The following is a 19,362-nucleotide window of genomic DNA, read 5'->3' on the forward strand; positions in this document are numbered from 1 at the left end:
CTGGGCCGCGATGCAAGCCGCGTCGCCCAGCTATTCGGCGCCGAGCTTTCAGCGCACGGCCGGTTCGAATTGACGGAGCAAGAGCGAACGCGCATCGCCGGCTATGGCTTCGTCTCGGGCAAGAGCACGCACGCGGACCGGCTGCGGACCATCGCCGATGCCTGGCAACACCATCGCATGCTGATCGACCCGCACACTGCCGACGGCGTCAAGGTAGCGCGTGAACATTTGCGCCCGGGCATTCGCACCATCGTGCTGGAAACCGCGCTGCCGCTGAAATTCGAAGGCATCATCCGCGAGGCAACGGGCCAGGCCGCGCCGCGCCCGGCGCAAGTGGCCGATCTGGAGCAACGCCCCCGGCGCTGTGAGGTGCTCGCGCCGTCGGCCGATGCGGTGATGGCATACGTCGGCCGGCGTTGTGATGGCTCACCCCGCTGAGCGAATTCGACATGGCTGTGTTTACTCCTGTCTCGGACCAAGAAGCCGCCGCTTTCGTCGCGCCGCTGAAGCTCGGGAAGCTGATTTCGCTGCGGGGCATTCCAAGCGGAGTCGAAAACACGAACTATTTCTTGACGACGCACGCCGGCGAATTCGTGCTCACCCTATTCGAGCGGCTCAACGAAAAGGAATTGTCGTTCTACCTGCGGCTCATGCGGCACTTGGCCCTGAAGGGAGTGCCCGTGCCTGAGCCGAGGCCGGACGACGGCGGCGGGATCGTCTTCGAACTGAACGGGAAGCCCGCTTGTGTCGTAACGAAGCTCGAGGGGCGGCATTGCCTCGAACCTGGGCCGCACCATTGCCGTCAAGTGGGCGAAATGCTGGCGCGCATGCACGGCGCCGGTCGCGACTTTGATTTGGAGCAGATCAATTTGCGCGGTTTCGATTGGTGGTTTCGGGCGGCTGACCAAGTTTTGCCATTTCTAGATGGCGAAAGACGCGAGGTGCTGCTGGACGAACTGCGGTTCCAGCAGGCGCTAGCCGGCGACGGTGCGTACCGGACGCTGCCGCGAGGTCCTGTCCACGGCGACCTGTTTCGCGATAACGTTTTGTTCATCGGTGGCGACGCGGCGGCTGGGACGATCGGCGAAGACAAGCTGTCGGGATTTTTCGACTTTTACTTCGCAGGAACCGACGTACTGATCTACGACCTCGCCGTGTGTCTGAACGACTGGTGCACCGATCATGAATCGGGGGCGCCGCGGCCGGCCATGACTACCGCGTTCGTCGAAGGTTATGAGCGCATGGGCACGTTGACCTCGCAAGAGCGGCACTACTTGCCTGCCGTTCTCAGAGCCGCAGCCCTGAGATTCTGGCTATCGCGGCTGATGGACTTGCACTTTCCGCGGGAATCGGCGCTGCTTCAAACCCATGATCCCGAGCGCTTCTATCGTGTGCTTTGCCATCACCGCCGCGCGTCAGCGTCCTGATGGTGCGGCCCACAGCCCTCAAATCGCGTGCGAATGAACGAGCGGATAAACGACGACACCCAGGGGCGCGGCCGCAGTGACGATGACGGGCTCCTGAAGCTTCTTGAAGCGCCAGAATAGGGCGATCGTCACGAGGCCGATGAGCAGCGTCGGTACGTCCACGATCGAGCGTTTCGCAATCACGATCACCGAACTGCGGCCATCGGCCCGGGCGCCAGTTGTGCCAGCGTGATGCCTTCCTTGTAGTCGGATTCGGTGATCCAGCCCAGCCGTTCGACGAGGTCGCGGCGCATGTAGCCGGCCAGCGCAACCGGCCCGCCGAAACCGAATGCGCCGAGGCGCAGCATGTATCGAACGAGCTGGCCCAAGGAATAGGCGGGTGCTGCCGTGGTAACCGTGCTCAAGACCGTCTCCCTGCAGCTTCTTTCGCGGTTGCGGTGAAATGCGCGTGGAGCGCGTCCAAGACCGAAGTCATCTGCTCGAGCAATCGATCGTCGTTCTCGACACGCTGGCGCGTGCCCGCCATCACGGCTTTCTATCGGCGCTTCAATGAAGCGTGGCGTTCACAGGGCGTTCGTCTCCGAACAGGATGTAGCCGGGCTGGCCGTGGCTGCCGATGGCATCGAGGAACTGAGCAGCCGCTCGCGCGCTGAAGCGGACTCTTCGCTCGGCAAGATGCTCGTGTTCTGCTTCGGCCGTCAAGTCGAGCACCACCATGTCCATTTCGCCGGTCGGATACCGGATCATCGAAACCGGCACGGATACGTCGAGCGTATCGTCCGGCCAGTCCCATCCCTCGGACAATTCGTTTTCATAGATCACGCGGATGTTTCCTCCGTTGCCAGTTTCGTTTGCCCAAGATGCCGATTATGGGCACGAGAAAGGCGTGGGAAGAGGGAGAACGACGAAACGGCGGATACGCGGGCGAATGCGCGCTTGCATGTAGGGGTCGTGCGAGGTCCGCCGAAGGCGGGCGAGGGAAGGACGAGGGAAGGCGCAACGGCTGCTCGTCATCCGCAGCCGTTGGCGAGGCGACGTATTCGTTAGTCGCGATAGTGGCGGCGGTGATGCCGGCCGCGGTGCCCGTGATAGCCGGCGGCGTACGAGTTCGCGCGCGAGATGTGGCCGCCGAGTGCCGAGCCCGCTCCGCCGCCCGCCGCGGCACCGATGATGCCGCCCGCGCGTCCGCCCATTGCGTTGCCTGCGGCCGCGCCCGCGCCACCGCCCAAGGCGCCGCCGACGATCGCACCGGTACGCTCGCGGCGGTTCGAGGTGATGGCGCCACCGGCGCCGCCGCCCACCGCACCACCGATGATGGAGCCGGTGCTGCCGCCCACGGCGCCGCCCACGGCAGCGCCGGCCGCACCACCCAGCGCGCCGCCGAGTGCATTGTTCAAGTCGCCGGCGAATGCCGGCAGCGACGCGAAGGCGGCCAACGCCACCAAGGTTGCGGATAGGGTCGTGCGTACGTCTTTCTTCAGCATTTCAGGCCTCTTGCCTCTTGTTGGAATGATCGCGCGCAGTATACCGAGAGGGCCGAAAGGAAGATGTTGCTCGTTGATCGGAAGTCCGTAAGAGATGTAACGAAATCCGGCGTCGTGGGAACGTCATCTCGACGATGCCGGCGCATACACTTGATACAAGCGCCCATGAGCCGGATCGGATTCGCTGCCCAGCAGTCGCAGGCCGTGCTTCGTCATCGACAGGGCCAGCCGCTCGCGCGAGAACGCGCGCTGGATGAAACGAAAATGGGCTGACTGCTTGCGCTGTGCTGTTTCGCGCGAGACCGTCAAGCTGGCCATGAACACGCCGTCGTCCTGGCCAGCAATGGGTTCGACGGTTGCCTGACGCGTCCATCGCTCGCTTTCCGAGGACCAGGCATCTTCTCCGGAGAAATAGGTCGTCGAATGGATCGATGCGGCATCGTAGGCATCGATCAGCACGCGCGCATGGCCGGCGTTAGCGAGGGAGCGCGCGAGCGAGACGGCGGCACGTTCGACCGATTCGTCGTCGAGCAGATACGCCGTGACGGCGCCGAGCGCAATGACCGCGTCGAACGTGCCGTCGAAAGGCAACTGCCGGACGTCGGCTCGTATCGCATCGGCATGGGGCAGCGCTCGGCGGCCCAAGGCGAGCATGTCGGAATCGAGGTCGGCGATCGTCCACGACGAGGCATGAGCCCACGGTTCGGCCAGCGAGAAATAGCTGCCGATCCAAAGCACGTCGGATGCACGGCCGAGCACCTCGCGCAAGCAGCGCGTGTCGATCCATCTTGCCGACCACGCGCGGTAGTAGGCCTGCAGCAGTGCCGTTTCGCCGGCGCTAGAGGACGTTTCGATGCCAGCCATGCGTCGCGAGTTCGGAGGCGATCTGCGCGGCCTTCGCCCGCAGTTCGGGCAGCGCCGCTTCGGAGTAGAACGCGACGTGCGGGGAGAGCAGGACATCGTGCCGCCCTTGCATGATTTGAGGGATCGGTTTCGTTTCGTCCTCGTAGACATCGAGCGCGACGCCCTTGAGCGCGTCGTTTGCGAGTGCACTGCAGAGCGCATCGCCGTCGACGATGGGGCCGCGTGCAGTATTGACGAGATACTTGCCCTCGAGCATGCGCATTTCCCGCGCGCCGATCAAGTGGCGCGTCTCGTCGGTCAGCGGCGTGTGGATGCTGATCAGGTCAACGGCGCAAAGCAGTTGATCGAGCGTTTCCAGGCGCTCCACTCCGATCGATTTTTCCGTTCCGCTTCGCAGGTACGGGTCGAAGATACTAACGCGGCAACCGAAGGCCTTGAATCGCAATGCGACCGCCATCCCGATGCGCCCGCAACCGACGATGCCGACGTGCAGCTCGCGTAGCCGCGGCAGCGAACCCACTTCACGCCAATCCCAACTGCCGCGCGCGACCACCTCGTGGCCGCGGACGAGCCGGCGCAGTAGCGATAGTGCCATTGCGAGCGCATGATCCGCCACTTCATCGGTGCCGTAGTCGGGAACGTTGGCCACCGCAATCCCGTGCCTCCGGGCCGCCTCGAGATCGATGTTGTCGAATCCCACGGCGGCGCGGACAATGCCCCTGCACCGGCGCAGGCTGCCGATGAATGCCGCATCGAGCGGCACGAGGTGCCAACTGATGAGCCCGTCGCAATCGCGCACGTCGTCCGGCAGCGCGTCGGCCGATGCGGCCTGATATAGCGTGACGTTCGCTGTTTCGCCGATGATCCGCCGTTCGATGTCCGGATCGGTGACATAGCAGTTCCGGTTCGAATCGATGATGCCAATTTTCATGTGGGATTGCCTCTTTACCTCAGATACCAGCGCAAGAGCGCGCAGGCCAACGTGCCGGCGGCGACACCGGCCAGCGTATTTCGGAATTTCCATACCACGGCGATCGTGATCGCGGCGGCCACCCAGACATCGGCGCTGCCCGTCGCGAGCTTCGGGCCGATCAGGGCGGCCAGCAACGCGGCCGGCAGGTTCTTCATGAACCGCTCGGCGAAGCCGCTCGTGTGCGATGCATCGTAAGAGGCGAACAGGCCGCTGATGCGGGTCATCCAGGTGGCGAGCGCCATGCCCGCGATGATGGCGAGATCGGTCGGCGTCACGTTGCCTCCTTCTTCCCGGACCACTGCGGCATGGCGGCGACCGTCGCGCTGGCGCAGATCGCCGCGACCACGACCGATGCCTGGCCGACACCGGGAAGCCGTGCCGCAAAATAGGCGATGACGCCGGACATGATCCAGGTGACGAAGTCGGACGGCTGCTGCCACAGCAACACCATGAGAGACAGAAACATGGCGATGAACGTGAAATCGAGGCCGAAGTCCGTGGGGTGCGGAATGTGACTGCCCACTTGGGTGCCGATCCAGGTGCCTCCGACCCAACCGCAATAGATCAGCAGTCCTGCCTGCACGAAATAGGAGAGCGACGGCTTGCTCGTGCGGAAGCGATGTTCGGCGAGTGCCCAGGTCTCGTCGATCAGCAGCAGCGCAAAGCTTGGAATGAGCTTGAGCCGCGACTCCTGCCGGAACGGGCGGCGCAGCGAGACGCACATCAGGACGTGGCGCAGATTGACGAGCAGCGTGGTGAGCACGACGGCCAGCACGCTAGAGTGTCCGCTGGCCCATTGCTCGACCGCGATGAACTGCGAGGCGCCCGCGAATACGAGCGCGCTCATGAGCGTCGCGGACCATGAGGTCCATCCTGAATTGCTGGCCAGCACCCCGAAGACGAGACCGAACACGAAGCCGCTGACGATGATCGGCGAGGCATCGTGAAACGCATCGCGCAGGCGCAGTTCAGAGGTCATCGGATTTGCCCTCCCAGCGCCGAAAACAACTCGTCCCGAAACGCATCTTCACACGCTGTGATACGAAGCAGGTTCGCGAAGGCCGGGTGCTCGGGGCGATGAATCGCGATGCCTTGCGCGAGCAACTGTTGTTGTGCCTGAAGGGCCGCGCCCGCATCGGGCATCAAGACGCTGACGAAGTTGGTCCCGGAAGGCAGCACCCGGTGCCCCTGGGCGGCTAGACGCCGCGCAAGCTCTTCTTGCCAGCGCGCGTTGCCGGCCCGCAGATCGGCCGCCTCGCGCGGATCGGACACCACGGTCCGTGCCAGGTACTGTGCCAGGCCACCCACGGCATAGTGAATCCTGACCTTATCCAACTGAGCCAGCATGTCTTGATCGGCGAGCGCATAGCCCACTCGCAGCCCTGCCAGCGCATAGGCTTTGGAGAGCGACCGGATGCGGATGCACCCCTGCCGCACGCGAGCGCGGTCTTGTCGCAGCGGCGGGCAGAAGTCGAGATACGCCTCGTCGAGCAGCAGTGTGCAGTATTCCGGAAGGTGCGAGCAGAGCGTGTCGATGTCTTCCGCGCTATGCCAGGTGCCCGTCGGATTGTCGGGGTTGGCGAGATAAACGACCTTTGCCTTTCTCAGGATCGCGCACTCGATCAAAGCATCGAGGTCCGCTTGGATGGCGCCGGCGTGGTGCCGGTACGGGCGTTCGAACACTTCGCATCCGGCCGCGCGCGCAAAGTAGGAAAACGTGGGGTAGGTGCCCGCGCTGCAGACCACGGCGTCGCCCGGCACGCACAACGCGCGCAGGCAAAGGGCGAGTACCGCATCGGCGCCGCTGTCGACGCGGATATCGGAGGGATGGAAACCTTCGGCTTCAGCCAGCGCTGCCCGCAACTCGGTGCAGGCGGGATCGCCATAGAGGCGCGCGTGCTCGCGCAAGATCTTCGCGTCGATGAAGCGAAGCGCCGACAGCGGCGCATCGAGACTCTCGTTACCGCCGAAGCGCTGTTGGATTCGGCGGCCGATCCGCTGCTGGAGTGCGTAGATCCCGGGAAACGGATTGTGGTGGCTCAACGCGGCGACATGGGCAGCCGCTCTTTGGATGGCGCTTTGCATCGCACTCATTCCGGAAACACGCATGCTTGCCCCTGCCAGTTGGTGAACCGCAGCGATTCGCCGTCCGCGCCGCGAACGAGCGTGGGCGGCTCGCGGCCGAGGTCCAGCGGAACCGTGTACTTTCCCGTCTTGTGGGGCAGCACGTATTCGGGCACGGCGATGTTGGAGATGCGCCGCTTCATTCTCGACACGATGTCGAGCGCAGCGCTGATCTCGGTCCGGTACGCCTGCGATCCGGGCGAGAAAGGCATGAAGTGGTAGAGGTAATGCGGCTGAATCCCGTTGCGATACAGCTTCAAGCACAGCGCGACCAGCGTCGCATAGTCGTCGTTGACGCCTTGCAGGAACGGCATGTTGGCGAACAAGATCGGGCAGACCTTGGCGAGCCGTTTCGCGGCTGCGACGAATTCCTCGGTGATTTCGTTCGGATGGGCGACATGCAAGCCGATGGCCGTCACGTCGTGGCGCGCGAGGACCTCGAGCAGTGCGTCCGTCACTCGGAACGGATTGAACGTCAGCGCACGAGTATGGATGCGAATGATCAAGTCGGGGCGCAGCGCGCGCAGATCGCTCAAGTAATGATCCAGATGCGTATCCGAATGCATCAGCGGCTCGCCGCCGCTCAAAATGACTTCATCGAGGGCCGCGTTTTGTGCGATGTAATCGAGCGTTGCCTGCCAGTCTTGCTTGCGCATCGCGGATTTCGTCGATTCTTTTTCGAGCGTTCGCAGCGCCTCGTAACAGAACTGGCAATAGGCGTGGCAGACATTCGAAAGGCGCAGAATCACCCGGTTGTCGTACTTATGTTGGCAAATCGGCGTGACCATTTCATCGGGCAATTCCCAGTTTTCCGACTCTCCATCGTAGTCGAGCTCTTGCGCGGCGGGTGCCGCGGGCCAATCGGGAATCAGTTGACGCCATATCGGGTCAAGCTCCAGCGGGCACCCGTGAACGTCCGTCTCGATCAGGCTCGCCGTGTACGGCGTGACGGTGATTTTGCGATCGTCGAGGCCGGCGCGAATCCGTGCGATCATCTCCTGACCCAGGCCGGGAAAATAACGCTGAATGTCCGCGATACTGGTGATCGCATTTCGTTGCTGCCATTTCCAATCTCGCCATTCGGCCGATGTCGGATCGGGACGGGAATGCATATTTTCGGTGAATTGAATTCGAGCGACGTGGTCCAGCGTGGGAAGCATGAGCATTTTCTCCAATGCGAAACGCGTTAATCGCGGTGGAGAGCATCACTTAAATAATGCCGGAACACAAATAACACCATTCTGGCAAAATGCGGAACTGTGAGATCTTCGCGCTAACACCGACATGTCGACGCTTCCTTGCAAACTCTACGATGATGCTCGCCCCGGTACGGCGGTGGAGCAGGTGGCCGGCGCTTTGACCGATGCAATCGTTTCCGGCGCGCTCAGGCCCGGCCAGCGGCTGCCGTCGATCCGCGCCATGGTCACGGAGCACGGGGTGAGCTACTACACCGCGGTCAGCGCCTACAACCGTCTTGCCCGCACCGGCCTCATCAGCGCGCGCCAGGGCCGCGGATTTTTCGTCGAGGCGCAGCGGCCCGCGCACGCGCACGCACATCAAGCGTTCGCCGGGGCGCCTTCGGCCGGCACCGAGCAATACGGGCAGCAGTTTTCGGCCTTTCGCCAACTGTTTCACGCGGACGCGACCAACATGAAGCTCGGCAGCGGCTGGCTGCCGCCGAGTTGGCGCGACACCGACGCACTCGCGCGAGTGATCCGGCGAACGGCGAGCTTCGCGCGCAGCTCGCTCGTCGAATATGGCGATCCGATGGGATATCTGCCGCTGCGCGAGAGCCTCGTGCAGCATCTGCATTTCACGCTCGGCGTCGCACTGCATCCGGACCAAGTACTGACGACGCTCGGGGCCACGCAAGGGCTCGATCTCGTCATCCGGCAACTCATCGAGCCGGGCGACGTCGTGTTGATCGACGATCCTTGCAACAGCAGCCTCGTTCAACTGCTGGCACTCGCGCGTGCGGTGGTGATCGGCATTCCGAGGGAGCCCGACGGCCCGAATCTCGGCGCGCTCGAGGCCGTGCTGATGACGCGCAAGGTCAAGGCATTCTTCATCAACTCCGTCCATCACAACCCGACAGGCTCGACGCTGAGCCCACAAAACGCGTTTCAGGTCCTGCAACTGGCGCATCGGCACGACTTCATGCTGGTGGAAGACGATGTCTACGGCGATTTCGCGGACGGCAACAATGGCCGGTTGATCACGATGGATGGCCTGCGCAAGGTCGTCTACATCAGCAGCTTTTCGAAGACGCTGTCCGCCAATCTCAGAGTCGGCTACGTCGTCGCCCCGGCCGCCCTGACAGCCACGCTCGCGGCCATGAAACTGCTGACGAGCGTATCGGTACCGAGTTTTTGCGAACGCTTCATCGGAGCGATTCTCGCGGACGGCATTTATCACAGTCACCTGCGTGAACTGCAGCAGCGGTTGAAGGTTCATCAGGCGGCAGCCCAAGCGGCGTTTCGCGACTGGGGCTGGTCGATGTATCACGCGCCTTCAGGCGGCATGTTCCTTTGGGTTCGCCATCCCGCGCTCACTGACATCGGCGCGTTCCTCGCGCGCGCCGGCGCGATGGGTATCTTGCTGATACCGGGCGAGCTGTTCACTGCCGACGGACGGCCGAGTCCATGGCTGCGGATCAATGTCGCGCACCTCGAAGTCGATCGGGCTGCTTCGCTGTTCGCGGCAGCGATATCCGATTCAAAGCCCGAGCACGGTGCGACGCCGGGCAGCCGCGCGCGCTGAAAAACTGCTTGGTGAATACGCTGCGTGCGCATAACGCGCAGCGCGCACGGGCGCGCAAACGTTTGCGCGCCGATGATCGAAGATTTCCGGCGTGGATTCTGTTTATGAACCGAAACGATCAGGGGCGTTTCCGTTCCATTCGAGGCGGATGATTTTTAGGCCCACTTGGAAATGAAATACTGTTTGTATTACTATTTGACGCCACGGGGCCTCGCAGCCGGAGCCGGCAAGGTTGCAGCGGCGTCCCATCATCTCAATCGACGCCCCATCCAGCGGCTCATCTGAGATCACACGACATCATTCGTCGCCTCGATCGTCTCACTATATGGACGATTGTTAAATTTTTAAAAACGCGGTCCGCCCATATTGTAAGACTTTGGCGGAACACATAAATTACGGTCGCGGAAACCCGGGGGAATGCCATGAGATTGATTCTTGAGCCTCGCCATCTGTTCGACGGTAGCGTGGCGGCTGTTGCGGCGACCACGACACATTCAGCGGCCGAGCAGCATCAACATCAACAGCAACCGCACCACGACAGCGCGACCGAGGCGCATGCATCGCCGCACCACGACACGCGCGACGGTGCCGTGCGGCACGGGACGACCGACGATCCGCATGCGAGCACGTCGCACGCCAACGCCGATGTCCCCGCATTGGCTCCCAATCCGAAAGCGACGGAAATCCTCTTCGTCGATCCGCGCGTCGCCAATTGGCAAACGCTCGCGGCCAGCGTCGACAAGAACGTGCAGGTCATCGTCATCGATCCGAACCGCGACGGCATCAGCCAGGTGACCGAAGCGTTGCAGGGACGATCGAACCTGAAGGCGATCCAGTTCCTGACCTATGGCTCGGCGGGGCAGATCGAGCTCGGCGACGCGCCGATCACGGCGGACTCGCTTGCGGCCGCGAAGCAACAGGTGGCTTCGTGGAGCGATCACCTCGCGTCGAATGCCGATATCGAGTTTTGGGGATGCGACGTCGGCCAAGGAGCCAGCGGGCAGCAATTCGTCGATACCGTTCATGCGCTGACGGGCGCGCAGGTCGGTGCTTCAACGGACGCCACGGGCGACGCGTCGCTCGGCGGCGACTGGACGCTCGAGCGCACCACGGGCGTGCTCGCGGTCGGCACGCCGTTCAGCGATTCGGCCATGGCCGCCTACCACGGCCTGCTCGATACGCCGGTTCCCACCGTCTCCTTCGTCTCGGGCACTGTGCCCCATGACGTCTTGCTCGGCGGCACCTTCACCGAGACGGTGCAGTTCCAGAACACCGCTTCGAACGCCGCGGGCTATGGGCCGTTCATCGATTTGTACGTGCCGAGCGATTCCGCCGAAAACGTCTCGTTGGCGAGCGCGACTTATCTCGGCACGGCCGTGACGGTCGATCAAGTGACGCTGTCGACGAACATTGCCGGCCACGTCGGCACGCTCGGCGCGCTGCATCCGCTCGCGCTCGATAGTAGCGGCAACCCGTTGTTCGTGGCCGCGCCGAGCGGCTATCAAGCGGGCGATACGATGTACGTGCTGCAGTTGCCGTTCGGCAGCTACACGCCCGGCGAGCCGGCTGCCCAAATCCAGCTGACGTTCTCGGTCGCGAACACGACCGAGCTCTCGAGCATGCATAGTGGCCAAGCGCTGAACATCGCGGCGATCGGCGGCTTCCAGTATGGGGCCGATGCGCTCAACAATCCGGCGACGGACCCGTCGATCCGCGGCACGACGGGCAGCGCGAGCGTGACGAACTCGAGCGACGGTCTCGTCACGGCATCGACGCAGGTTTCGCTGATCGACGTTTCCGCCACCACCGATCTGCACGAAGGCGAAACGGCGACGGGCCCCGACTTTCCGTTCGACTACGTGATCACGCTGAAGCCGGCCCCCGTGACGCAGGTGGACCCGATGCAAAGCGTGACGTTCACGTTCACGCTGCCCGATCAGGTCGAATACACGGGCGGCACGATTTCGTTCACGGAGCCGGGCGGCGTGCACGGCACGGCGACGTTCAATCCGAAGGCCGGCAGCGTCAGCGGCGCGGGCGGCACGGTGACGGTGACGTTCACCTCGCTTGCCACGGATGCATCGAATACGCCGACCGTCATCAAGATTCCCGTGTTCGTGCCGCAATTCGATGCGTCGGGCGCTTCGGTGCTAGGCAGCGCCGGCCAGCCGCGCACGATCGACACGACGGCGATCTACAACTATACGGGCTCATGGACGGCCGTGACGGGATCGCTCGATCACGCGGCCGGCATTCAGACGGTTTCGGGCGACAGCTCGACGAATACCGAATCGACATCGTTCGTCGCGAAATCGCTGGCGATCCAGGTGACGGACGATGCGCCGAGCGGCAACATCGTGCCGGGACAGGTCGTCGGCTACTCGATCAACTTCCAGGTTTCGGACTACTACTCGCTCAGCCAGCTCAACGTCGCCGACTTGCTCGGAGACGGCATGACGCTGCTCGCGCCGACCGACGCCGGCTATGCGACGCCCGCGCTATCGCTGACGACGGACGGCACCACCCGCTCGTTCTCGTTCGGCGACGCATCGAACAACGTCGAATCCACCGTCAACGGCCAGTCGGTTGCCGAAAGCGGCTCGAACGCGAACTGGAACTACGCGCGCGACGATGCGGGTTCGACGTCGAACCCGGGCGCCACCGCGATGACGTTCAGCGTCGGCGAGCTCATCGAAGCGAACCTCGGCGGCGCCGCGTTCGCGGGCGTCTTGCAAGGTGGCAGCGTGAACGGCAGCGGCTCGGCGACGCAAGGGACGATCACGTTCAAGGCGAAGGTGCTCGACAAGTACACGAACGCGAACAACGCAGACAGCGTGCGCGAGAAGGATTCGATCGCCGATGCCGTGACGACGCAGGGCACGAGCGCGGCCGTCGTGACCGTCAACGACGTCACGCAGACGATCACCGGAACGAACGGGACGGTCACGGACGGTTCTTCGGTGACGAACGAAGTGGCGCCGGGCCAACTCGTGCTGCAGGTGGTGGCGGTCAACGGTCAGACCGCGGACCTGACCGACATCAAGCCGGGCGATACGGTCACCTATGCAATGACCTATACGCTCACGTCGGGCGACTACGGCAACCTCGATCTGACCGCCTATCTGCCGTTGCCGGTCTTCTCGACGACGGACCCGCTCGCCAACGGCGGCAACGCGTCGTCGTTTTCTCAAGACAGCGCCGACGCATTTCCGACGGCCGGCACCTATAAGCTCGTCAATCCGCTGTCGGGAGAGAACGTGCCGACCGTGTCGACGAACGGCACGGCCAACAGCATCTCGTTCAACTTCGGCAATCGCGACGATCCGACGAACGGGGCAGGGCAGCAGGTCGTCGTCTATTTCAGCGCCGTCGTCACGAACAAGCCATTCGCGAACGCGCTGCAATTGACGACGCAAGGCTCGAGCACGTACACGAATGCAGAAGGCCAAACGCTTGCAGCCGCGGCGATCAAGCAAGTGCCGCTGCAGGAACCGGAGCTGGCGACGAAGACGGGCATCGTCTCGATCGTAGGCGACGGCGGCGCATCGAAGGGTACGTACTCGGCCGATGCGTCGAATGCATCGAGCGTGACGTGGACGTCTCAGACGAACCTCACGCCGAGCGGCGGCGGCAGCAGCCCGTTCGCGCAAGCGGGCACGGCAGCGGGCACGAATCCGTTCACGGGCACGGGCGATCCGCTTACTGCGGACAACTTGAACGTGAAGGGCGGCGACGGCGGCGACCTCGCGCGCGTCGTCTCGACCGTCGAGAACCAAGGCGGATCGACAGCCTACGACGTCACGGTGCAAGGCACGCTGCCGTCGGGCTTTTCGACGAGCGACGTGCAAAATTTCGCGATCTACAACGCGTCGGGACAGCAGATCGACTCAGGCGTGACGGCGGCGCAGTACTTCGGCGCGGGCGGCGTGAAACTGAGCTCGTCGATCGCCGCGCACGACAACGTCTACGTCGTCTACGACCTCAAGCTGCCGACGGCGCAGGAGACGGGCGACACGCTCACGTTCGCCGCGAACGTCGTCAATTGGGCGAGCGTGGCCGGCGGCGTGGCGGGCGGCAACGGCTTCGTGTCGGGGTCCGGTGCATCGGCGCAGCCCATCGGCGAGAACGCGGCGGCGCTTGCCGATACGGCCATCGTGAACCTCTCGGCGCCTACCGTCACGAAGACGGTCGTGGCCGCAAGCGACACGGGCGATATCCCGCTCACGGCGAGCAACAACGTGACGCTCGGCGAAACCGTCACGTATTCGATCACGGTGACGCTGCCGCAAGGGACGACGGCCAACGGCTCCGGCGACGTGACGCTCACCGACACGCTGCCGGCCGGGATGACGTTCGGCAGCATGAACGCGGTCACGTTCAGCACCGGCGTCAGCTCGCCGGGCGGCCCCGGCGCCGTGACGGCCAGTGTGTCGGGCAGCACCATTACGTTCGATCTCGGCAGCTCGCTCACGAACAGTCAGGTCGATGCGAACGGCACGGTTACGATCACCTATACGGCGACGGTTGCGTCGACCGACACGCCGGTCGATGGCACGGCACGCACGAACAGCGTCGTCGTCAACTACGATACGACGCAGACCTCGCCCGCTGCGACAGCGACCATTCACGAGGTCGATCCGAAGGTCACCGAGACCATTACGGTCAAGGACACGAACACGTCGTCGACGATTGCGAACAACGGAACGGTCTACAGCAACGAAAACCTGACGTATACGGTCACGCTGAAGAATAACGGCGATGCACCCGCGCAGGACTTGGCCGACCTGATCAACCTGCCTGCGGGCCTGAACTACGTACCGGGCTCGTTGACTTACCAGAGCGGGGGCACGGGCGGTTCGACTTCGGATACGTCCGGCCTGGCCGTCGGCCTCACGTCGCTCGGGGTAGGCCAGAGCGCCACCTTCACGTTCCAGGCGACCGTGGCGCCCAATCAGGCCGCGGGTTCGTCGATCGCGGTCAGCACGCCGAACGACGGCACGTCGGGTACCTATTACTCGCTGCCGGGCACCGCGCAAGGGCACAAGTACACCGACAACGCGAGCACGACCGTCAAGATCGCGCAAATCACGCCGGTGTTGTCGATCACGGGCGAGTCGAACAATACCGACACGGTTCACACGCCGTCGCAGACGAATACGCAAACCTCGGTGGCGGCGACGGTCGGCGAAATCGTGACGCTGCACGCCTACGTGCAGGTTCCGGAAGGCGCCAACGCGACGACGTTGGACTTCACGCTGCCGCCTGGGCTCGAATACTTGAACGACGGCAGTGCGAGGATCGCATTCGTCAGCCCGAACGGCGATTTGACTTCGAGCGACGGCACGCTATCGGGCATCGCACAGCTTCAGGACGGCAATTCGGGCGGGGCCAATTACGTCGATCCGGCCACCGGAACGACGACGGCCGGCGACGTCGCCACGTTCAAGCCCACGAGCCAATTGCCGTCGAACGTCGTGTCGACGGCCGGCGGCAACGTCAGCATCAATCTGTCGACGCTCAGCAACAACGACGGCTCGCCGATCGGCAACTACGTCATCGTCGAGTTCAACGCGGTCGTCGCGAACGTCGCGGCCAACGTGCAGGGCGCGGCCGCGATGGCCGCCTCGCTGACGGTCGGCGGGGCGACGTCGAACAACGTCAACGTGTCGGTCGAGGAACCGAGCGTATCCGTCACGAAGACGGCCACCGCCGTCGACAACGCAACGGGTACCGTCACCTACCAAGTCACGGTCAAGAACACGGGCGGATCGACTGCCTACAACGTCGCGATCGACGATCCGGCCGCGACGAACGAAAGCAACGTGACGTTCGTGAGCGCAACGGGCGCGGGTGTCGGCGGCGCGGGTCAAGCCGCGACGACGGCGAGCGATCTGAACTACGCGATCGGACAGCTGGGCGCGGGCGGTAGCGAGGTGATCACTTACACGGTGCAAGTCGCGCCGGGGCAGACCGTGCAGAACGATACGGCTGCCGTGCTCTGGCAGAGCTTGTCCGGGCAGCAGACGTTCAACGGCTCGACGGGCGGGGCCGTCGGCTCGACAACGGGTGCGCGCGATTTCGATTCCGTCGTCGGCGCCCCCGATTCATACCGCGTGACGGCGACGACACAACTCGGCACGGCGTCGGGCCGCGTTTGGCAGGACCTCGGCAACGACCCGACGACGTATGCGACCTCGGGCGGCTCGGCCGACACGGGGCTCGGCGGGATCACGGTCACGGCCAAGATCACGGAAGGGGACGGCACCGTCGTCACCGAAACGACGACCACGGCCGCCGATGGCACCTACACGTTCGGCGCGCTGCCCCAAGGCACGGTGGTCATCTCGCTGCCCGGCGCGGGCAGCGGCGGGCTCCCTGCCAACGAGACGCTCGCCTACAACGATGGCAATGCCGTCACGGGCAGTCCCGCATCGGCATCGTTCACGGCGAACGGCGACGCGCATGCGAACGTCAACTTCTCCTATCAGGCGCCCGATACGGCTCCCTCCATCACGGGGTGGGGCGGTAATGCCGATTCGTATGTCGAGGGTGGTGCACCGATCCGTCTCTCGGGCCCTGGGGCGTCCATCACGGATACGCAACTCGACTCGCTCGGCGGCGATTACAGCGGTACGACCTTGACGCTGCAGCGATACAACGGCGGCACGCCCGCGCCGAGCGGCAGCGACGTCTTCGCGGCTATCGGGCCGCTCGCGCTCGCCGGCAGCACGGTCACCTACAACGGCACGACCGTCGGCACGTATACGCAGGCGGGCGGCACGCTCTCGATCACGTTCGGCGCGGGCGCCACGTCGACGACGGTGGGCGAGGTGCTCGACAATCTGGCGTACTCGAGCACCGATACGAGCACGGTCAGCACCGGCATTCGGATCGGCGCGACGCTGAACGACCATAACGTCACTGGCGCGCAAGGCACGGGCGGCAACCTGACGAGCTCGCCCGTGTTCGCCACGGTCAATGAAGTGCCGGGCGCGGGTTCGTCGTCGGCAACGTTCACCGAACCGAACGATTCCTCGCCAACGGCAGCCGCCGTTGGCGTCGATCCCACCGTTACCGTATCGAGCACCGATACGTTCTCGGGCGCGACGGTGCAGATCAGCGGCAACTATCGGCAGGGCGAGGACGTGCTCGTGGTGACGGGGACGCTGCCGGCCGGGGTGACGGCAAGCTTCGATTCGGCCACCGGCACGATGACGCTGACGGGCACGAACCTATCCGCGGCGACGGTGCAAAGCGCGCTGCGCGCGGTCAGCTACTACGACAACAGCGACACGCCGAGCACGACGACGCGCAACGTCACGATTTCGGTCACGGACGACGTCACGCATGCGACGACGACCGCGGCCGTATCGACGCTCGACGTCGTGGCCGCCAACGATTCGCCGGTCCTGAACGGTCCGTCGCCGACGGCGACTTCGATCGAAGACAACGGCGCACCGTCGGGGCAGGTCGGCATGCTCGTCTCGCAGTTGACGGGCAACGGCAACGCGACCGACACCGATGGCGCGAATGCGCACGACGGCCAGGTGCCGGGCTCGGTCGGCGTCGCGATCACGGGGGCCGATACGAGCGAAGGGACGTGGTGGTACTCGACGGACAACGGCGCGAATTGGACCGAATTCGCCGGGCAAAGTCTCGCGGCGATTTCGGCGAACAACGCGCTGCATCTCGTCGGCGACGGCAACACGCGCATTTACTTCGAACCGGCGCAGGCGAATTGGAACGGGACCGTGAGCAACGCGCTGACGTTCCGCGCGTGGGACCAGTTCGACGGCGTGGCGAACGGGACGATTTCGGCATTGCCGAGCACGGGTACGTTCGGGCAGGGCAACAATACGGCTGCATCGGCGTATTCGTCGGCGCAGGAGACGATTCCCCTGCAAGTCGCAGCGGTCAACGACGCGCCGATCGCATCGGGCAGCGTGTCGATGCCGACGATCCCCGAGGACACGGCCGCCCCGGCGCCGCAAACGGTGAGTGCGCTGTTCGGCTCGCACTTCGACGATAGCGCCGACCAACAGCTGAGCGTGACCAATGTGACGGGTTCCGTGGCGAATACGCTGGCGGGCATCGCCATCACGGGCAACGCCGCCGATCCGAGCCAGGGCACCTGGCAGTATTCGACGGACAACGGCACGAGCTGGCACACGGTCGCCGCGACCGGGCTGTCCGATTCGAACGCGCTCGTGCTGTCTTCGTCCGCGGAGCTGCGCTTCGTGCCGGCCGCGAATTACAACGGCGTGCCGGGGCAACTGACGACCCGCCTCGTCGATTCGTCGAACACGGTGGTGACGAGTGGGGTGACGGGCGCCCAACTCGGTGCGGGCAACCTGGCCATCGCGAGCGTCGACGTGTCTGGCTCGCACAACGGCGGGACGACGGCTGTCAGCGCGCGAACGGTGGCGCTTGGCATCGACGTCACGCCTGTCAACGACGCGCCTGTCGCCAGCGGCACGGCCACGATCGGCGCCGTCAATCAAAGCGATCGCAACCCGCCCGGCACATCGGTCACCACGCTCTTCGGCGGCAGCTTCGACGATAGCGCCGATCAGCAGCACAGCGCGGCCAATCCCGCCGGCTCGACGGCGAATGGCTTTGCGGGGATCGCGATCGTCGGCGACGGGGCCACGGCGCAACAGGGCACGTGGCAATATTCGAGCGACGGCGGCAAGACCTGGACGAATATCGCGGCCAACGGCTTAAGCGACAGCAACGCGCTCGTGCTCGCGGCGACGGACAGCGTGCGCTTCCTGCCGTCGGGAACGTTCAGCGGCAAGCCGGGCGCGCTCGCGGTTCGCCTCATCGACAGCTCGGGCACCGCGCCCGTCGCCGATACGGCCGGCGTCGATCTCGGAGCGGTCGGCGGCACGTCGCGATACAGCGCGGCCACCGTCGCGCTGACGGCGCAGGTGCAGGCGACCAACCGAGTCGTGCTCTCCGATCAGCCGATCAAGATTCCCGACTTCAACGCGCCGAACGATTACAACAAGTTCGGCCATCAAGTCGATCCGAATAACCCATTTGCTCCACCGGAGCAGCAATTCCCCGACGACGGCGCGGTTCCGCCGGCCGAGGGGCGCGGCTATCGGCCCAATCTATACAGCGAACCGATCATTCCGCAGGTGTGGCTGACGGGATCGGTCGGGAGCCGCTTCATCGTCGAGCAGCAGCAGGCCGTCATCGCGGTGCCGTCGGATCTTTTCAGCGATACCTATCCGAACGCCGAGCTTCAGTACGAAGCGCGCATGCCGGGCGGCATGCCGCTGCCCGCGTGGCTTTCGTTCGATGCGCGCAATTTGACGTTCACCGGGACGCCGCCAGCCGGCTCGCACGGCACCGTCGAAGTCGAGATCGTCGCGCACGACCAGTTCGGCAACCAGGCTCAGGCCACATTCCAGATCACGGTCGGCCGCGAATCGAAGGACCTCGATCGGATGCTCGAGCACGCGCGCGCGGCCGCGCACGATTCGCATCCGGCGCGGCCCGCTCATGACGGCGGCGCGCGGCACGGTGCCGACGGCCCGCGGCATCCCGCCCAAGCACCGCAGTCTCACGGCGCGAATGCAGGACGCGCGGCGTTTTCCGCGCAGCTGCGCGAGGCCGGTCCGATCGGGAAGATTCTGCAGGCGCGCCGCATGGTGCATTCCGTCGTCGGCGCGGCTGCGGTGCAAGGTGCGAAGTCCACGAGCTCCACGAGCTAGTCGAGCTA

General features: G+C 64.5%; 12 protein-coding genes and 3 pseudogenes. 4 read left to right on the plus strand and 11 right to left on the minus strand.

Annotated features, from left to right (window positions below; translation table 11 throughout):
• Both ACTHNZ_RS21340 and ACTHNZ_RS21345 read left to right on the plus strand, forming a co-directional pair.
• Positions 1-438 (plus strand): annotated as a pseudogene (locus tag ACTHNZ_RS21340) (threonine synthase); the annotation flags it as partial.
• A gap of 11 nt (positions 439-449) precedes the next feature.
• Positions 450-1,427: a homoserine kinase gene (locus ACTHNZ_RS21345; RefSeq protein ID WP_440544577.1), complete on the plus strand. Its 978-nt coding sequence runs from the start codon at positions 450-452 to the stop codon at positions 1,425-1,427.
• A gap of 18 nt (positions 1,428-1,445) precedes the next feature.
• Here ACTHNZ_RS21345 and ACTHNZ_RS21350 read toward each other — a convergent pair whose 3' ends face one another.
• The 11 genes and pseudogenes from ACTHNZ_RS21350 to ACTHNZ_RS21400 form a co-directional block, all read right to left on the minus strand.
• Positions 1,446-1,589 (minus strand): hypothetical protein, encoded by a 144-nt coding sequence (locus ACTHNZ_RS21350; RefSeq protein ID WP_440544578.1) that lies wholly within the window; start codon positions 1,587-1,589, stop codon positions 1,446-1,448.
• 32 nt (positions 1,590-1,621) lie between these two features.
• Positions 1,622-1,831 (minus strand): annotated as a pseudogene (locus ACTHNZ_RS21355) (chromate transporter); the annotation flags it as partial.
• Positions 1,828-1,962: pseudogene (locus ACTHNZ_RS21360) on the minus strand (chromate resistance protein ChrB domain-containing protein); the annotation flags it as partial. The pseudogenes ACTHNZ_RS21360 and ACTHNZ_RS21355, both read right to left, overlap by 4 nt.
• A gap of 11 nt (positions 1,963-1,973) precedes the next feature.
• Positions 1,974-2,249 carry a hypothetical protein gene (locus ACTHNZ_RS21365; protein ID WP_440544579.1) on the minus strand — a complete coding sequence of 92 codons (276 nt, stop codon included), beginning with the start codon at positions 2,247-2,249 and terminating at the stop codon, positions 1,974-1,976.
• Between the two features lie 221 nt (positions 2,250-2,470).
• Positions 2,471-2,911, minus strand: coding sequence for a hypothetical protein (locus tag ACTHNZ_RS21370; protein WP_440544580.1), 441 nt, complete (start codon positions 2,909-2,911; stop codon positions 2,471-2,473).
• Between the two features lie 123 nt (positions 2,912-3,034).
• Positions 3,035-3,775: a class I SAM-dependent methyltransferase gene (locus ACTHNZ_RS21375; RefSeq protein WP_440544581.1), complete on the minus strand. Its 741-nt coding sequence runs from the start codon at positions 3,773-3,775 to the stop codon at positions 3,035-3,037.
• Positions 3,750-4,706 (minus strand): C-terminal binding protein, encoded by a 957-nt coding sequence (locus tag ACTHNZ_RS21380; protein WP_440544582.1) that lies wholly within the window; start codon positions 4,704-4,706, stop codon positions 3,750-3,752. The genes ACTHNZ_RS21375 and ACTHNZ_RS21380 overlap by 26 nt, the downstream gene beginning before the upstream one ends.
• Before the next feature lie 14 nt (positions 4,707-4,720).
• Positions 4,721-5,023: an AzlD family protein gene (locus tag ACTHNZ_RS21385; protein WP_440544583.1), complete on the minus strand. Its 303-nt coding sequence runs from the start codon at positions 5,021-5,023 to the stop codon at positions 4,721-4,723.
• Positions 5,020-5,727, minus strand: a complete 708-nt coding sequence (locus tag ACTHNZ_RS21390; RefSeq protein WP_440544584.1) for an AzlC family ABC transporter permease — start codon at positions 5,725-5,727, stop codon at positions 5,020-5,022. The genes ACTHNZ_RS21385 and ACTHNZ_RS21390 overlap by 4 nt, the downstream gene beginning before the upstream one ends.
• On the minus strand, positions 5,724-6,833 hold the full coding sequence (locus ACTHNZ_RS21395) for an aminotransferase class I/II-fold pyridoxal phosphate-dependent enzyme (protein ID WP_440544585.1): 1,110 nt from the start codon (positions 6,831-6,833) through the stop codon (positions 5,724-5,726). The genes ACTHNZ_RS21390 and ACTHNZ_RS21395 overlap by 4 nt, the downstream gene beginning before the upstream one ends.
• Before the next feature lie 5 nt (positions 6,834-6,838).
• The gene (locus ACTHNZ_RS21400; protein WP_440544586.1) at positions 6,839-8,032 is read right to left on the minus strand and encodes a KamA family radical SAM protein; all 1,194 of its coding nucleotides are present in this window, start codon (positions 8,030-8,032) and stop codon (positions 6,839-6,841) included.
• A 124-nt stretch (positions 8,033-8,156) separates the two neighbouring features.
• Between ACTHNZ_RS21400 and ACTHNZ_RS21405 the strand changes: the two genes are divergently transcribed.
• Together ACTHNZ_RS21405 and ACTHNZ_RS21410 are read left to right on the plus strand one after the other, a co-directional pair.
• Positions 8,157-9,632, plus strand: a complete 1,476-nt coding sequence (locus ACTHNZ_RS21405; protein WP_440544587.1) for a PLP-dependent aminotransferase family protein — start codon at positions 8,157-8,159, stop codon at positions 9,630-9,632.
• A 422-nt stretch (positions 9,633-10,054) separates the two neighbouring features.
• Positions 10,055-19,354, plus strand: a complete 9,300-nt coding sequence (locus tag ACTHNZ_RS21410; protein WP_440544588.1) for a DUF4347 domain-containing protein — start codon at positions 10,055-10,057, stop codon at positions 19,352-19,354.
• Positions 19,355-19,362: the final 8 nt, after the last annotated feature.

This window comes from Trinickia sp., from assembly GCF_051953955.1.
Taxonomy (GTDB): domain Bacteria; phylum Pseudomonadota; class Gammaproteobacteria; order Burkholderiales; family Burkholderiaceae; genus Trinickia.

What these genes read in the sequence shown, in the direction of transcription:
- ACTHNZ_RS21380 (WP_440544582.1), bottom strand. Translation starts at nt 4,706, where the DNA reads ATGAAAATTGGCATCATCGATTCGAACCGGAACTGCTATGTCACCGAT.
- ACTHNZ_RS21410 (WP_440544588.1), top strand. Translation starts at nt 10,055, where the DNA reads ATGAGATTGATTCTTGAGCCTCGCCATCTGTTCGACGGTAGCGTGGCG.
- ACTHNZ_RS21375 (WP_440544581.1), bottom strand. Translation starts at nt 3,775, where the DNA reads ATGGCTGGCATCGAAACGTCCTCTAGCGCCGGCGAAACGGCACTGCTG.
- ACTHNZ_RS21400 (WP_440544586.1), bottom strand. Translation starts at nt 8,032, where the DNA reads ATGCTTCCCACGCTGGACCACGTCGCTCGAATTCAATTCACCGAAAAT.
- ACTHNZ_RS21405 (WP_440544587.1), top strand. Translation starts at nt 8,157, where the DNA reads ATGTCGACGCTTCCTTGCAAACTCTACGATGATGCTCGCCCCGGTACG.
- ACTHNZ_RS21345 (WP_440544577.1), top strand. Translation starts at nt 450, where the DNA reads ATGGCTGTGTTTACTCCTGTCTCGGACCAAGAAGCCGCCGCTTTCGTC.
- ACTHNZ_RS21370 (WP_440544580.1), bottom strand. Translation starts at nt 2,911, where the DNA reads ATGCTGAAGAAAGACGTACGCACGACCCTATCCGCAACCTTGGTGGCG.
- ACTHNZ_RS21390 (WP_440544584.1), bottom strand. Translation starts at nt 5,727, where the DNA reads ATGACCTCTGAACTGCGCCTGCGCGATGCGTTTCACGATGCCTCGCCG.
- ACTHNZ_RS21395 (WP_440544585.1), bottom strand. Translation starts at nt 6,833, where the DNA reads ATGCAAAGCGCCATCCAAAGAGCGGCTGCCCATGTCGCCGCGTTGAGC.